Source organism: Thermococcus pacificus, from assembly GCF_002214485.1.
Taxonomy (GTDB): domain Archaea; phylum Methanobacteriota_B; class Thermococci; order Thermococcales; family Thermococcaceae; genus Thermococcus; species Thermococcus pacificus.
In genome coordinates, this window is the sequence record NZ_CP015102.1 from 1,148,428 (window position 1) to 1,163,330 (window position 14,903).

Genomic DNA, 14,903 nt, shown 5'->3' on the forward strand with positions numbered 1-14,903 from the left:
GGTTTCTTCACTGAGTTTTCCCAGTCATCGAGTTCACATCCGTGTCCAGAAATGCTTAAAAAACGTCCCATCAACGCTACCCATGGAGGTGAGCTAATGCTCAAAGTTGAGAACCTTCACGTTTCAGTCGAGGACAAGGGGATACTGAAGGGCGTTAACCTGTCCGTGAATCCGGGAGAATTTCACGTGGTTATGGGGCCTAACGGTTCCGGCAAGTCAACACTCGCCCTAACGATAGCAGGCCACCCGAAGTACAAGGTCACTGATGGAAAGATAACCTTCGGGGGTGAGGAGATTCACGAACTCGGCCCTGATGAGAGGGCCAAAAAGGGAATTCTATTGGCTTTCCAGGTCCCGCCCGAGGTCGAGGGAGTAAAGATAATCGAGTTCCTTCAACAGGTTTTGGTGGAGCTAAGGGGCATCGACCCGGCTGAGGCCTACAACCTGATCGTCGAGAAGGCCAAGGAGCTCTGGTTCAAGGAGGAGGATTTACACCGCTACGTCAACGTCGGCTTCTCCGGTGGCGAGAGAAAAAGGCTTGAGCTCCTTCAAGCTTTGCTCATCGAGCCTAAGCTGCTCATCCTGGATGAGCCGGACAGCGGCGTTGATGTTGACTCGCTCAGCATCATCAGCAGAAAGATAGAGGAGCTTCACAAAAGGGGAACCGCTATACTCCTCATAACCCACTACGGCAGGATTCTCGGCCATCTCGACAGGGAGAAGCTCACCGTCCACGTCATGAAGGACGGCAGGATCGTCAAGACCGGAAGCGGTGACCTCGTCGACAGGATTGACAAAGAAGGATTCGCCAAGCTCTTTGAGGAGGTGGGAGCATGACGGAAACGATAACCCTGAGCGATGCCAAGGCCATAATCGAGAACCAGATTGAAGAACTCGCAAAGAGGAACAGGGAACCCGAGTGGATGACGAGGATTCGCTACAAAGCTCTGGAAGCCTTTGAGAGGGCACCCCACAGGGATCCCGTCATAAGCGAGGAGGAGCTCCTCCACTTCATAGCCAAGCCCGAGATAGAGGGACTCCCTGAGAAGGTCGAGAGCCTTGACGACCTTCCACCGGAGATGAAAGCGCTACTCGACAGACTGGGCATAAGTGAGGTCGAGCAGAAGTACATCGCCGGTTTAGCCGTCCAGACCGATACCGGCGTTATCTACAACCAGTTCCTCCAGGAGTGGGCGAAGAAGGGCCTCATAGTCCTCCCGACGGAGGAGGCGGTGAGGAAGTATCCAGACATAGTGAAGCAGCACTTCCTAAAGCTCTTCCGCGCCGATGAGAGCAAGCTAACAGCTTACCACACTGCCGTATGGAACGGCGGGATCTTCCTCTACGTCAAAGAGGGATTAAAGGTTCCCTTCCCGCTTCACCTATTCTTCCTCATTCAGGAGAGCGCCCTGGCGCAGGCGCCGCACATAATTATCATCGCCGAGAAAAACAGCGAGTTCCACCTCATAGAGGGCTGTACCGCGCCGATACTCGTTAGGCACTCCCTCCACCTCGACATGACGGAGGCCTACCTCCACGATGGGGCAAGGGCCCAGCTGACGGTTTTGCAAAACTGGCCTGAATACGTGCACACGAGGCCCATGACGAGGGCGAGGATAGGCAAGGGTGCGCGCTTTATAAACACCACCGTCGGCCTTGGAAGCGGTAGGAGCAACGTGGCGAATCCGAAGTACTGGGTGGACGAGAACGGCTACGTGGAACTTAACGGAATCCTCCTCGGTCAGAAGGACTGGTACGTTGACCTCGGCGGTGAGATGTACCTCCAGGGACCGGGAGCGGCAGGAATAAACGCGAGCAAGGCTGTTATAATGGACGAAAGCAGGGTCATAACGCGCGGAGTCATAAAGGCGGAGGCACCGAAGACCAAGGGGCACATAAGCTGTGATGCCCTGTTAATGAGCGACAAAGCAGTGATGGAGACATACCCTGGGCTGGTCAGCAGGGTGGACGATGCCGAGCTGAGCCACGAAGCTGCCATCGGAAAGATACGCGAGGAGGAACTGTTCTACCTCATGAGCCGCGGCCTGAGAGAGGAGAAGGCGACCCAGCTAATCGTCAAGGGCTTCCTCGAACCGATGCTCAAGGACATCCCGATGGAGTTCCTCGTGGAAATACGGAGGATAATCGAGTTGGCAGTAAGCGGGGGCATGTGAACCCCGCCTGCCTTTGATCCTTCAGTTCTTTAATTCCAGAATTCAGTTTTTACATAGGCTTTCGACGAGCTCAACGACCCTTGGGAGGGCATTCTCAACCTCATCGCTCAGCTCCATACCGAGGTCTATCTCCTTTGCAACAACGCCGATGAAGTGGATATCCACCTTTGCGAGCCTTTCATCGAGCGCCATCAGGAGCTTGAGCCCGTCTATCGCACCCATGAAGTGGGCGCTCCTTATCTCGGCCTTCAGCTTCTCACATACATCATCGCCCTGCAGGTGGATTATCTCGCCTGGCTTTAGCTTATCGCTCAAAATCGCGTCAATGATGATAATCCTATCTTCCCCATGGTAGTGGCTTGCGAGCCTGAATATATCGGTGCCGACCTCCAGGACGTTGTAGCCCTTCTCCGCGAGAATCCTGCCTGCCTTAAGCCCAACGCCGTCGTCCCTCATGAGTTCGTTTCCGAGCGCAAGGATTAAGGTTCGCAAGCTCTCACCCCGTTATGATTGGAACACCTTCTTTCCCGGCGGGAGCCTTGAAGTCCTCATCAAGCGTCGCCAGGGAAAAACCGTGCTCTATGCAAGTGGCAAGAATCAGGGCGTCGTTCGGAAGCATGGCGTATTTCCGGATGAGGTCTCGGGCTATGCGGGAGGTCTTTTCGCCAAGTTCCACAAAGGCGTATTCCTCAAGTGATTCAAAAACCAGGTCAAGCTCCCCTGGAAGTTTTTCGGGTTTTCCCTTCAAACTTCTCGGAGATACGCCGGAGTAGAAACCGAGAAGTAAGTAAACGACCTCGCTGAAGACTATTGGGTTAATGAAGAGGACTACATCGGAGTCCATTAAGCTCAGGAGGACGTTCCTGGCTTTGAGATTTCCCTTGAAGTGCTCAATGAGAATCGAGGTGTCGAGCAAGACGCCCTTCATACATCTCCCTCTTCATTTCCTTCCACGTTTGGTCACTCTTGAGCACCCCAAAGAGCTTTTCCATGTTCTTTCTCAGCTTCTCTTTGTTTCGCAGGTATTTAGCCATCTCCTCGACCTCTTTTTTGAAGGTCTCTTCATAACCATCGGGAACGACGACGTGAATAACAACTTCTCCCATGTTCTCTCCCCTGTTTCAATGGGGTGGAAGGGGCTTAAAAAAGTTGGGGGGTTTAGCACGCAGATGAAACATTCATGTGAATTATCTCGTTATTGTCTGGACACCCTCTTTCTCCGAGGGTAGTTTAAAGTCCTCGTCGAGAGTCACCAAGGAAAAGTCGTGCTCTACGCACGTTGCTAGAATTAGAGCATCGTTCGGGAGCATGGCGTATTTCTGGATTAGAGTCATGGCCTTGAAGACCGTGCTCTGCTCCACGGGGATAAAACCGAAGGCCTTGAGAACCTTAAAGACCTCCTCGTTTTCTGGAGGGAGCTTCTCTGGATTCCCCTTCATTGCTCTGGGAGACCTCCCGAGATAGTGGCCAAGGAGGATGTAAACAACCTCACTGAATACCACGTCGTTTATGTGGAGCACCACGTCGGCATTTTCGAAGGACTCCAGTAACTTCACGGCCCGCTCGTTGCCCTTGAAGTATTCAATGAGCACGGAGCTGTCAACGAGTAAGTCCTTCATAGTACTCCTCCTTAAGTTCCTTCCACGATTTGTCAGTTTTTAGAATGCCCTTGAGCTTTTTCAGGTTCTTGAACAGCTCTCCCTTGTGGGAGAGGTACCACGCCCTCGCCTCAACGTCTCTCTTGAATTCCTCGGCGTACTCCCTGGGAACCTTGACATGAATCGTAATATCAACAAGTTCTTCTGCCACTTCAGCACTCACCCAACTTATTTTCTCGGCTAAACCTTAAAAAAGTTGAGAAGTAGAAGTCAGAGCCTCGCCACGTGCACAGAACAGGAGAGGCACGGGTCGTAGGCCCTAACGACCATTTCCGCGAGGAGCTTCAGTCTCTCCGGGTCGTCGTTGTAGTGCTTCTCGGCCATCATCCTGACGTGTTGCTCCATCATTGCGAGGTTGAACGCTGTCGGCGTTATGATGTCCGCGTAGGAAACCCTTCCGTTCTCAACTTTGAGAGCATACACCAGCACTCCGCGCGGTGCTTCCGTTGTGGAAACGCCGAAGCCGTCCCTTATCTCGACCTCGTCCCTCGGCTTTACAGGCCACTTCGCGAGGACCTCGTCTATGAGGTCTATCGCCCTTTCCGTGAAGTAGACGAGCTCGAGGGCCTGGGCGAGGTTGTTGGCGAATGGGTTGGTTGCCCTAAGCAGGTCTTTGTGGGCCTCATAGAGCTCCTTAGCTTTCCCGTAGAGCGTTCCTGCGTTGTTGACGAGGCGCGATATGGCTCCAACCATGAAGGGCTTCCCGTGGTAGTGGCTGTGCTTGGCGAAGCTGTGCTCCACCACGAACTCCTTTATGTGCTCTTTATACTCTTCACTCGGGAACTCGTTGCCGTCGCTCGCCTTGAGGTAGTCGCCGTAGATTCCGTAGACGTCTCCCCTCGGCTTCACAGCTATGTGAGTTATCAGCCCCTCAACCTCCTCGTACTGCTCCAGCTTGGTGAAGAGCTCGAAGGTGTATTCAGCCTTCGGAAGGGCCTCCTTAAGGCGCTTCTTCATCGTCTCGAGGACACTTTTGTCCGGGAGCTTTCCGAAACCGCCCATTACCACGTTCTCCTGGTGGATTGCCCTTGAGCCAAGCTCGTCCATCATCCATGAGCCGAGGTTTTTGAGGTCGAGCGCTATGCCAATCTCTTTCTTGTATTCCTCAATCATGTGGAGCGGCCCGGAGTAGCCGAGGTAGTCGGGAAGCACTAAGAGGTAGAGATGTAGGGCGTGGCTCTCTATCATGTCTCCTATGTAGAGAACCTCCCTCAAAGCCTGTATCTCCTCGCGCGGGGTGAAGCCGACGGCCTTTTCGGCAGCTTCGACCGCGGTAAGCTTGTGGGCGGCGGAACAGAAGGAGCATATCCTCGGGTAGATTGCAAGTGCCTCGTCAACTTTCTTGCCGAGGGATATTGCCTCGAAGAACCTCGGACCTTCGATGATGTTGAGCTTGACCTCCTTAACGCCGTCGTCGCCGACGACTATCTCAACTCCTCCTTTGCCTTCAATCCTCGCTATGTGGTCAATGGTGATCGGTAGGTAGAGGTTCTTCATGCTCATTCTTTCACCCCCTCGAATATCTTGTTAACCATCTCCTCAAGCTTCGGGTTGTGGGCGTTGAATATCTTCATGCGCTCAAGGATTTCCTCCTTAGTTAGGCCCTTCTCCCTGAAGACCCTCGCGAGTGAGTCGAACCATGCAACGTCGTAGCCTATCGCTCCCCTGCAACCGATGCACGCTATTCCGTAGGCGGGACAGCGAGCGTTACAGCCAGCCCTTGTGACCGGGCCCAGGCATGGCTCGCCCTTCTCAAGGAGCACGCAGGAGTTTCCGTTCAGGCGGCACTCAAGGCAGACGGGATAGTCAATGTCCTCGGGCCACGAGCCTATTAGGAGGGTTCCAATGGCGTAGACGAAGTCCTTTTTCTCCGGTGGACAGCCGTAGATTTTGTAATCAACCTTGATGTATTTCTCGACCGGCTCGGCCATCTTCGGCTGGAACTTGACCGTCCCGTCGCCGTAAACTGTTTTCCAGAGCTCATCGAGGCTCTTATCCTTCTCCCAGCTCTGAACTCCACCGTGAACCGCACACGAGCCGACCGCAACGACAGTCTTGGCGTTCTCGCGTATCTTCTTCACCAGCTCAACTTCTTCCTCGGTTGAAACACTCCCCTCGATGAAGGCTATGTCAACGGGCTCGATCTCCTTGCTGTCCCTTTCGAGCATGTACCAGCAGACGATTTCGGCGTTCGGGAGGAGCTGGAGTATCTCGTCCATCATGGCAAACTGGAGCTGACATCCGTAGCATGAGGTGAGGGCGTAAAACCCAATGCGAACTTTTCCGTTTTCTTCCATCTCCACCACCTCAGTCCAGCAGTCCCGGCGTTGATACTATGTCGAAGTACGTGAAGACCGGGCCGTCCTTGCAGATGTACTTCCAGCTCGTGCTCGTTCCGACGTTGCAGTGGCCGCACTTGCCGATTCCGCACTTCATCTTCCTCTCCAGCGTCACGAAGATGTTCTCCGGCTTGTAGCCGTAGTTGATGAGCGCCTCGAAGACAGACTTGTACATCCTCGGCGGGCCGCATATGGCTACTGCCGTGTTCTTCGGGTCGGTGTTCGCCTCCGGAATGAAGTTCTGGGGCCTTCCGTGGAGACCGGGCCAGTCGGGATCGCGCGTGACGCTCTGGATTATCTTGACGTTCTCAGCCTCAGCTAGGTCCTTCATCGCCTCAAGTTCCTTGTAGAAGAGGAGGTCTTTTCCATAGCGGGCAGTGTTGATGAAAGTTATATTGCCGTACTTCCAGCGGTTGTCCATTGCGTAGAGGAAGACGCTCCTAAGCGGTGCCGTTCCGAGACCTGCAGCTATAAGGAGCAGGTCCATGCCCTCCCACTTGTCAACCGGGAAGCCGTTTCCATAGGGACCGCGGACGAGGACGGTGTCTCCGGGCTTAAGCCTGTGGATGACTGTTGTGACTCTTCCGGCCTTCCTTATACACAGCTCAAAGAACCCCCTCCTCATCGCTGAGGAGCATATGCTTATCGGCACCTCTCCAACTCCGGGGATTGTAAGCTGGACGAACTGTCCGGGCCTAAAAGTCCACTTCTCGGCCAGTTCGGGATCCCCAAAGCGGAACAGGAAGAGTTTTTCCTTTTCGGTGAGAGGGTAAACCTTAAGCACCTTGGCTTTGTGAAGAGCGTAGGGGTTCTCTTCGGGCATCATTATCTCCTTCGGGAGAACCAGCTCGCTCATAGGTCCTCACCCCTTATCTCGGTCGCGTAGGCGAATCCCTTCTTCGGGATCTCCTCGGTTATCTCAGGTGGACAGGATTTCTCCTCAAGTCCCATTATCGTGCGCAGGTTCCTGACGAAGCTTATGCCGGCCGGACAGAAGTAGGTGCACCTTCCACAGCCGACGCAGTAGCTTATACCCAGCTTCTCGTTGTAGGAGTTCTTGCAGAGGTAGCGGTTCCTGAAGCGAGCCTTTTTAGTGGGCCTGAAGTTGTGGTTTCCAGCGACGAGTCCATGGCTCCTGAGCTGGCAGGAGTCCCAGCGCCTCTCGCGGTAGCCGGTGTTTCCGTCGAGGTTCACTATGTCCTGCACCTCGTAGCAACGGCAGGTCGGGCAGGTGGTGTTGCAGTTGCCGCAGGCGAGGCAGATGGCAGCCTGCTCGTCCCACATCGGGTGCTCCATCTCGAGCTCAAGGAGGTAGCGGAGGTTGCTCCAGTCCTCGTGGTACTTGAAGGCATTACTCCTTTTGTTCTCGAACTCGCGGAAGTTGCATATGTCCTCCGTCGTTACTTCCTTGAAGAGCCTGAGGTTCTTGTCCACTATCCTGTGGCCTATGGGAGTTCCAACCCTTACGAGCCATCCATCTGGAAGCTCGTGGAGGAAGAGGTCGAAGCCGTCGTCTGCAAAATCTGTCTCCCTGAGGTTGCAGAAGCAGTACTCATCGGGCATGCAGCTTATGCCAATGATGATACCCTTCTCGCGCCTCACCTTGTAGTATTTGTCCGGGAGCTCGTCGAGGTAAATCGTGTCCATAATCTTGAGGCCGAAGATGTCGCAGGCGTGGACGCCGAAGAGCACAAAGGGCTCAACGTCCTCGATGGTTTCCCTGTATTCCGCTTCCTTTATACTGAACTCGAAGAGCTTCTCCCTCGGCTTGAAGAAGAACTTCTTCGGCGGCATTATCGTCCTGTTGTAGTGGAACTCGACCTTTCTCACATCGTCTATCTCCCTGAAGTCGTAGAACTTCTCCGAGATCTTAACCGGGGCGTAGAGCTTGCCCCAATCCTTGAGCCGTTCGAGGAAGGTGTAGGTGTTTTCCTTTGGAAGTTTAACGTATCTCAACCCAACCACCTCCAGTGAACATAAAGATGCATATGTCCATATCTATCCCCTCAATTGAGGGTTGGTTTGGACGTAAAAAAGCGTTTTTAAACCCAAAGATTCTAAACCAGAGGTTAAAACGGTTTTGTTTTCGTACCATAAGATCATAAAACAAAAGGGCTTGTTCCTTTTTCTGGTCACACCCGAACTTGAGTGCGCATTCGTGATTTTAAGGCTCCAGAACCTTTAGTTTTGGAAATACGGTTTTGGAAAGCCCTTTAAAGAAGCTCTCGTAATCTCTGGATGAACACAAATGAGGATATGATCTGCTGTGTTCATCACTGGGAGGGAGCCGGATGCGCACCATCGTCACGTGCTTTCACTGCGGCATTGGTTGCCGGGTGGAGGTGAAGAAAAAACGTTCACGTCCTCATGAGATAAACTACCTCAGGGATTTAAACGTCCCCAACTACTACGGCAAGCTCTGCTCGCGGGGAAATCTGATGTTCGAACCCACTGTTGAGAATAAGCGGATAAAACGCCCCATGAAAGCTCTGGAAGAAGGAAAGTTTGTCGAAATCAGCTGGGCTGACGCCCTTCGTGAAGTTAGTTTTCAGCTATCCAGATACGCCCGCGATGACCCGAGTATGCTTGGTTTCATAGGAGGAGAAACTGTATCAAATGAGTCGGCGTACCTATTTCAGAAGCTTGCCAGGTTGCTCGGCACCAACAACATTGATACAACTGCTTCCCTTTCCCAGGGGGTTTTGATCAGGCCAGTTCTTGATATGGGAGCGTGGGAGCACTGGGCAGACTTTGCAGACATCGACGGAGCGGATCTGATCATAGTTTGGGGAGCGGACCTGGCGAGAAACTACCCCGTACTTCTCGGAAGGATTGCCAGGGCGAGGGAGCGTGGGGCCAGGGTAGTTCTCGTGGATCCTGTAAATGGAAGGGCATCGAAATTTGCCGATTTCTACCTTCGCCCTCTGCCGGGTACGGACGTCTTCCTTGCCCTCTCCATTATGAACTATCTGGTAAAAACTGACGAACGCTTCGGGGCAGTCCTCCCGGAGGACGTCCTAAAACTCGTATCGAGGTCTCCTCCGTCGTATGGTGAGGAACTGACAGGGGTTCAGGAGAGGGATATAAAGGCCGTTGCACACGAAATCCTCAGATCCTCCGGTGGGATAATCCTCCTGGGTTCGGGGGCCGTAATGAATGAAAACGGTGCCTCCTTCGTGAGGGCAATAATAACGCTTGCGTTCGTTTCAGGAATGAAGTTTCTTCCCATCTCACGGTACGGAAACTCCCAGGGTGTCCTCGACATGGGGCTCCTCCCTGACCTGCTCCCGGGTTATACGCCCTACAGTGAGGGGAGGGACTTCCAGAAGGCTTGGCTCGTTGAGGGTTTGAATCCCAACCCAGGAAAATCGCTTGCCGAGATGCTGGACGGGGGTATTAACGTGTTCTATCTACTCGGGGCAGATTTAATCCGCCATATTCCGGGTGCCCTCGATGCACTTAGAAACGCGGAATTCATTATCATGCAGGACTCGTTTATGACTGAGACGGCCAAGTTTGCCGACATAATCTTTCCGAGTGCCCTTCTCTACGAGGAAGGCGGCTCAACGACGAACTCCGAACGAAGGGTTCTTTGGTGTGAAAAAGCCAAAAGGCCCCCCGGTGAAGCCAGGGGTGCGGTTTCGATTCTTGGGGAGGTTGGAAAGGCCATAAACCTCCCAGGCTTCAATTACACCTTCCCAGAAGAGGTGCTTAGGGAGATCAGCCTTCTTATTCCTGATTATCCAGGGCCCAGGGAGTTAGTTGGAAGTCCTGAGGGGGCTTTACTCAAAAGACCCAACGGGGTAAAGCGGAAGTTTGTCCCCCTAATACCAGCCAAGCATCCCGAGGGGGAGGTACTTCTTATTCGGGGGCATTCTGGTCGGTTTATGCCCGAGTTACTTGCCGGAAAAATGGGGGAGACCGATGTTGTCCTGATAAGCCCCGAAGACGCATCGCGCCTCGGCGTTTCAAACGGCGACAGGATTTCGATTGAAGTGGATGGCAACAGGATAACCGTGAGAGCCAAGGTTTCAAACCGCACACTCAAAGGAGTTGCTGTGGTGCACTGGGACCTTGTGCGGGCCGCATTGCCGGCGAAGTCCTCTGAGAACTGTTTGGTGTCCAGGATCTATCCCTGCAGGATTCGGGGGGATGAGATGTGAAGAAAGTGTTCATTGACTTCAGGAAATGCATAGGTTGTCACTCCTGCGAGGCGGCCTGCGCGAGGGAGCACAACGGGAAGCCGAACATATTCATCGTGCAGACGTCCGAACTTATGATGATGTCATTCAACTGCCGCCACTGCGAGAATGCGCCCTGCATGCTCGTCTGCCCTGCAAGGGCGCTTTACAGAGACGAGGACGGGGCAGTTCGCGTTAAATACCAAGAATGCATTGGCTGCATGCTGTGTTCTATCGCCTGCCCCTTTGGAACACCGCGTTTTGACGAGCGCCTGAAGGTCATGGTGAAGTGCGACCTCTGCGCCAACAGGAGGGCGGAGGGTAAGCTCCCGGCCTGCGTTGAGACCTGCCCAATGGATGCGCTGATTCTGGCCACCGAGGAGGAGATAGTGGAGATGAAGCTGAAGGAGGCCGCCGTCAGAAGGGAGGAGTTCATCAGAAAAGTTGGAGGCATAATGGGGTGTGGGCCATGATTGACCTCATAATCTCTTCAATAGTGCTCGCCTACCTCGGTGTTGTGTGCTTTGTGCTCGATGACAGGAAGTCAGACAGGGTAATGCTCCCCCTGCTCTGGCTGTCTTCCCTGCTCCAGGTCATTGTTGCGGCGATGTTTTACCTATCTCCGAATCCGATTCACGCGGTGTTCCTTGAAGTGAATGGGCTCGGTGAAGTTTACGGCCTCAGGGTAGATGGCACGAGCGTCTTCACGGCGTTTGTTGTTTCAACGGCGGGAGCGGTGTTTTTGACCTACGCCGTTCGCTATATGGATGACAAGAACGTCGGCCACCCACACAGGGGGCAGAAGGGCAGGTTCTACGGGTGGATGATGCTGTTCCTCGGTTCAACCCTGGCTTTCATATACTCATCCACTGTGCTCCAGATGCTGATATTCTTTGAACTTATGAGCGTCGCATGCTGGGGTGTCGTAGGGTTCTATGGCAGCAAAAGGGCGGAACGGGCGGCGCTCAAGGCGCTCTTAATTCCCAACTTCGGGGCTATAGTCGGCTTCTACACGGCGGTGGCGTATGGCCTCAAATACGGGAACCTCGGGCTTGACTTCCTGGGGGCACTCCCAGAGATGGAGAAGGTGATACTGTTCCTGTGCCTTATGGTGGCCGCGTTTACCAAGAGTGCCCAGTTCCCACTCTATTCGTGGATTCCGGACGCAATGGAGGCCCCGACTCCGGCGAGTGCATTTCTCCACGGTGCGGCCATGGTGGAGATGGGGGTCTACCTTCTGATAAGGGTCGTCCAGTTCATGGAGCCTCCAGTAACCGTTTTCTACCCCATGGCGTTGATTCTGGTGGCAACCCTCATTGTTGCAATGCTCCAGTATCCGAGGCAGAGCGATGCCAAGAGGTTGCTGGCGTACTCCACGATAGCCGAGTGCGCTATAATGTATACCGGTGTCGCCATTGCCGTCCTCGGAAACCCCCTCGGAATTAAAGCCGCGCTCTTCCAGCTGATGAACCACGCTTACCTAAAGGGGCTGGCGTTTCTGACGGCCGGAACGTTCACATACTACTACGGGACTCTGGACATGAGGCGGATAAAGGGCCTGAAGGAGACCCCCCTCCTTGCGTACTCATGGAGCTTTGCCCTACTTGGACTGGCCGGCCTGCCCCCGTTCGGAGTCTTCTTCAGCAAGCTCTACATATATCTCAACGCAGGGGAGATGTACAGTGTCCCGCTTGGAGCCCTGTTACTCCTTGTGGTTCTCGCGGACTCGGTGGTTCTCCTGTACTCAGCGCTGAAAAGCATCAACTCCATGGTGTTCAGTGAAGGAGAGCCAAAAAGGGTGGACGGAATTATAAGCGGGACGCTGTGTTCGCTTATCCTCCTCTCCCTTATTTCCGCCTTTATCGGCTACGCCCTCCTGGGGGTGGTACAGTGATATTCGCACTTGTATTTCTCCTGGCCATAATCACAGGACTGGTGCTCAGGAACTCAAAGGTAGTGAGTGCCCTCTCAGCGCTCGCGTCCCTCTCCCTTGTGATCGAGGCCGCCAGAGGGATTACCTTCCACGCCTCCATCTCAGGAATCACCTTTGCCTTTGCCACCGATGAGCTGTCCAGGTTCTTCGCAATACTTGTGGGTGTGGCTGGCTCGGCGGTCTCCGTGTACTCGCTCTCCTACATGGGCAGAAGGCACCTTGTGACAGTTGCGTATCCTTTATTCGTGCTTTCTATGGCCTTGATAGTCCTTGCCAGGGATTTCCTTACTCTCCTGATTTTCTGGGAGCTGATGACGGCCGCTTCCTACGTCCTCATCGTTTACAACTACGAGAAAGAGGAAACCCGGAGGGCAAGCGTTGTGTACCTTGTTACAATGCACGCCCTGAACACCGCACCCCTGATTATGGGGCTGGGCTACGTTTGCAGCCACGCGGGAACCCTCGACTATTCGGCGCTGAGCGGTACCGTGGTTCCTTCATGGGTTATATGGGCACTGACCATCGGGTTCCTGGCAAAGGCGGGCATTTTCCCCATGCATTTCTGGCTCCCAGAGGCCCATCCCGTTGCACCGAGCAATGTTTCGGCACTCCTCAGTGGAGTTATGCTCAAAATGGCGGTTTACGGGATGTTAAGAACCTTGGAAACGTTTGGTGGGGTGGATTCAATAGCAGTCCCGATTGTGGTGCTTTCAATCATCACAATTGCCCTCGGCTCGTTGCTGGCACTCAACCAGAAGGACATTAAGAGGATGATGGCTTACTCAAGCATCGACAACATGGGTTACATATTCCTCGCCATTGGGGCCTATCTGCTCCTTCCGGGGGAGCTCAAGGAGGTGGCCCTGACAGCAGTCCTGCTACACTCCTTCAACCACATGCTGTTCAAGAACCTCCTTTTCATGCTCTCCGGCAACATCCTCCACGCAACGGGGAGGAGGGACACCGGCATCAGGGGGCTCGCAAAGGAGATGCCAATCACGTTCGGGCTGTCCATCGTTGGAATCCTTGCAGTGTCGGGCGTGCCCCCTCTGAATGGTTTCGCGAGCAAGTGGCTGATTTACAGGGCAACATTCCTGTCGAAAGATCCCCTCCTGGTTGTCGGAGGTGCAGTCGCACTCCTTGGGAGCGCGCTCACGCTGGCGGCTTACCTCAAGCTTTACCGGGTGTTCACCGGTGAGCCGAACGTTGAGGCCGAAGAGGCGCCCTTACCGATGCTCCTTGGCGAGGGGATTCTTGCGGCCCTCTGTGTTGTGGGTGGCGTTGTTCCAGGCCTGTTCCTTCATCCAGTGGGCCTTTCATATCCTGCCGAACTTAACCTCCCACTCTTAGCCCTGGTAATCGCTGTGCTCATTGCGTCCCTGCTCGTGGCACTGCCTCCAAGGGCGAGAAAAGGTGGAATCTGGACCAACGGAGAACCGGTAGAGGAGTTTGAGATAAAGCCGGAGCACATGTACACTGGCGTTTCGGAGGCAGTGCAGAGTATCTCGGCGGCTGGAGGCAGAATTCAGCTACTGGCGCTATCCATGGGCAGGCTCTACCGTTCGACTGAAGTGGGTTACATTGACGAAGCACTGTTCATGCCGCTGATCAGGCTCTCCTACGGGTTCGGTGCATACCTCAGAGAACTGTCGAAAGGGCTGAACGGTATGCTGGCGACAGCTTTCCTCGTGCTCGTGGCGATGGTAATCGCGTTCCTGGCCTTCGCGGGGGTGATATGATGAACGTTCATGATGCCGCTCCAATCATCGTGCCTTTACTGGTCCCCTTCCTTGATGGAGTTGCGAGAAAGGTTCGAGCAGTGATTCAGAAGCGCGTCGGCCCGTCAATTGCCCAGAGCTGGTACGACCTGCTGAGCTTTTTAAGGGTAGAATGCAACTCCCCCGTGGATTCCCTGGCGTTCAGGCTTGCCCCTTACATCGCCTTTGCGAGTGCAATAGGAATGCTTCTGTTCCTGCCCTTCGGAGAAAAGGCTCCATTAGGATTCAAAGGGGACATCATAGCCTTTATCTACGTATTCACGATGTTCTCAGCCGCCGTCGTGATGGGGGCTCTGAGCGTCCCCAGCTCATACACATCCGCCGGTGCCAGCAGGGAAGTCACGATATCCATAGTGTTCAAACCCCTTTTTGCGGTTGTTATTGGAATATTTGCAATAAAAACCGGTGCTTTAACCATAGAGGGCATGGCATCTGCGTTAAAACCCTCAATATCAGTACTGGGCGCATACCTTCTGCTGGTTTACCTTACGTACGTTGAGGCCGGTTTTGTGCCGTACGACATAGCCGAGGCTGAAACGGAGCTCCTCGGGGGCCCCCTTGCAGAGTACAGCGGGAGACTGTTTGCAATTATGCTGTGGGCGTTCCAGATAAAGCGGTTCGCCATGATATGGCTGCTGGCGTCAATGCTCGTCCTTCCATTCGTGGGAGGCATTACTGCGTTGCTCTTCCAGTGCGCTGCGTTTGCACTCATCTTCCTTGGGATGGTTGTGTATGAGGCGATGAATGCCCGCTACCGTATAGACCACGCCGTTAGGAACGGGGCTATCGCCCTGACCCTCGGAGTTTTCATTCTGGTTATTGCATGGACGGGGTGGTAAT

16 protein-coding genes are annotated in these 14,903 nt (G+C 54.0%); 7 read left to right on the forward strand and 9 right to left on the reverse strand.

Features of this window, described 5'->3' with window-relative positions; all coding sequences use genetic code 11:
• Window positions 1-96: 96 nt before the first annotated feature.
• Together sufC and A3L08_RS06450 are read left to right on the forward strand one after the other, a co-directional pair.
• Window positions 97-837, forward strand: coding sequence for a Fe-S cluster assembly ATPase SufC (sufC, locus tag A3L08_RS06445; protein WP_088854236.1), 741 nt, complete (start codon window positions 97-99; stop codon window positions 835-837).
• A complete protein-coding gene (locus A3L08_RS06450) occupies window positions 834-2,174 on the forward strand; it encodes an SUF-like minimal system protein SmsB (RefSeq protein ID WP_088854237.1) in 1,341 nt (446 codons plus the stop codon). Before sufC ends, A3L08_RS06450 begins: the two co-directional genes overlap by 4 nt.
• Window positions 2,175-2,216: 42 nt before the next feature.
• On the opposite strand, the gene A3L08_RS06455 is transcribed toward A3L08_RS06450, so the two are convergent.
• From A3L08_RS06455 to hydB, 9 genes are all read right to left on the reverse strand, one after another.
• Window positions 2,217-2,666, reverse strand: a complete 450-nt coding sequence (locus A3L08_RS06455; RefSeq protein WP_088854238.1) for a hydrogenase maturation protease — start codon at window positions 2,664-2,666, stop codon at window positions 2,217-2,219.
• A 4-nt stretch (window positions 2,667-2,670) separates the two neighbouring features.
• Window positions 2,671-3,102 (reverse strand): type II toxin-antitoxin system VapC family toxin, encoded by a 432-nt coding sequence (locus A3L08_RS06460; protein ID WP_088854239.1) that lies wholly within the window; start codon window positions 3,100-3,102, stop codon window positions 2,671-2,673.
• A complete protein-coding gene (locus A3L08_RS06465; RefSeq protein WP_088854240.1) occupies window positions 3,065-3,280 on the reverse strand; it encodes a hypothetical protein in 216 nt (71 codons plus the stop codon). Before A3L08_RS06465 ends, A3L08_RS06460 begins: the two co-directional genes overlap by 38 nt.
• Window positions 3,281-3,361: 81 nt before the next feature.
• Window positions 3,362-3,793, reverse strand: coding sequence for a type II toxin-antitoxin system VapC family toxin (locus tag A3L08_RS06470; RefSeq protein WP_088854241.1), 432 nt, complete (start codon window positions 3,791-3,793; stop codon window positions 3,362-3,364).
• Complete coding sequence (locus A3L08_RS06475; RefSeq protein WP_232461685.1) at window positions 3,774-3,995, reverse strand: hypothetical protein; 222 nt, start codon at window positions 3,993-3,995, stop codon at window positions 3,774-3,776. The genes A3L08_RS06470 and A3L08_RS06475 overlap by 20 nt, the downstream gene beginning before the upstream one ends.
• Window positions 3,996-4,042: 47 nt before the next feature.
• On the reverse strand, window positions 4,043-5,329 hold the full coding sequence (gene hydA / locus A3L08_RS06480; protein WP_088854904.1) for an NADPH-dependent hydrogenase/sulfhydrogenase 1 subunit alpha: 1,287 nt from the start codon (window positions 5,327-5,329) through the stop codon (window positions 4,043-4,045).
• 2 nt (window positions 5,330-5,331) lie between these two features.
• Complete coding sequence (hydD, locus tag A3L08_RS06485) at window positions 5,332-6,129, reverse strand: NADPH-dependent hydrogenase/sulfhydrogenase 1 subunit delta (protein WP_088854243.1); 798 nt, start codon at window positions 6,127-6,129, stop codon at window positions 5,332-5,334.
• 10 nt (window positions 6,130-6,139) lie between these two features.
• Window positions 6,140-7,027, reverse strand: coding sequence for an NADPH-dependent hydrogenase/sulfhydrogenase 1 subunit gamma (gene hydG / locus A3L08_RS06490; RefSeq protein ID WP_088854244.1), 888 nt, complete (start codon window positions 7,025-7,027; stop codon window positions 6,140-6,142).
• On the reverse strand, window positions 7,024-8,127 hold the full coding sequence (gene hydB, locus A3L08_RS06495; protein ID WP_088854245.1) for an NADPH-dependent hydrogenase/sulfhydrogenase 1 subunit beta: 1,104 nt from the start codon (window positions 8,125-8,127) through the stop codon (window positions 7,024-7,026). The genes hydG and hydB overlap by 4 nt, the downstream gene beginning before the upstream one ends.
• Window positions 8,128-8,462: 335 nt before the next feature.
• On the opposite strand from hydB, the gene A3L08_RS06500 reads away from it, so the two are divergent.
• The 5 genes from A3L08_RS06500 to A3L08_RS06520 are packed head-to-tail and all read left to right on the forward strand — an operon-like array spanning window position 8,463 to window position 14,902.
• Window positions 8,463-10,334, forward strand: a complete 1,872-nt coding sequence (locus A3L08_RS06500; RefSeq protein ID WP_088854246.1) for a molybdopterin oxidoreductase family protein — start codon at window positions 8,463-8,465, stop codon at window positions 10,332-10,334.
• Window positions 10,331-10,825, forward strand: a complete 495-nt coding sequence (locus A3L08_RS06505; protein ID WP_088854247.1) for a 4Fe-4S dicluster domain-containing protein — start codon at window positions 10,331-10,333, stop codon at window positions 10,823-10,825. The genes A3L08_RS06500 and A3L08_RS06505 overlap by 4 nt, the downstream gene beginning before the upstream one ends.
• A complete protein-coding gene (locus A3L08_RS06510; protein ID WP_088854248.1) occupies window positions 10,822-12,246 on the forward strand; it encodes a hydrogenase 4 subunit D in 1,425 nt (474 codons plus the stop codon). The genes A3L08_RS06505 and A3L08_RS06510 overlap by 4 nt, the downstream gene beginning before the upstream one ends.
• Window positions 12,243-14,024, forward strand: a complete 1,782-nt coding sequence (locus A3L08_RS06515; protein WP_088854249.1) for a proton-conducting transporter transmembrane domain-containing protein — start codon at window positions 12,243-12,245, stop codon at window positions 14,022-14,024. The genes A3L08_RS06510 and A3L08_RS06515 overlap by 4 nt, the downstream gene beginning before the upstream one ends.
• Window positions 14,021-14,902: a respiratory chain complex I subunit 1 family protein gene (locus A3L08_RS06520; protein ID WP_232461686.1), complete on the forward strand. Its 882-nt coding sequence runs from the start codon at window positions 14,021-14,023 to the stop codon at window positions 14,900-14,902. The genes A3L08_RS06515 and A3L08_RS06520 overlap by 4 nt, the downstream gene beginning before the upstream one ends.
• Window position 14,903: the final 1 nt, after the last annotated feature.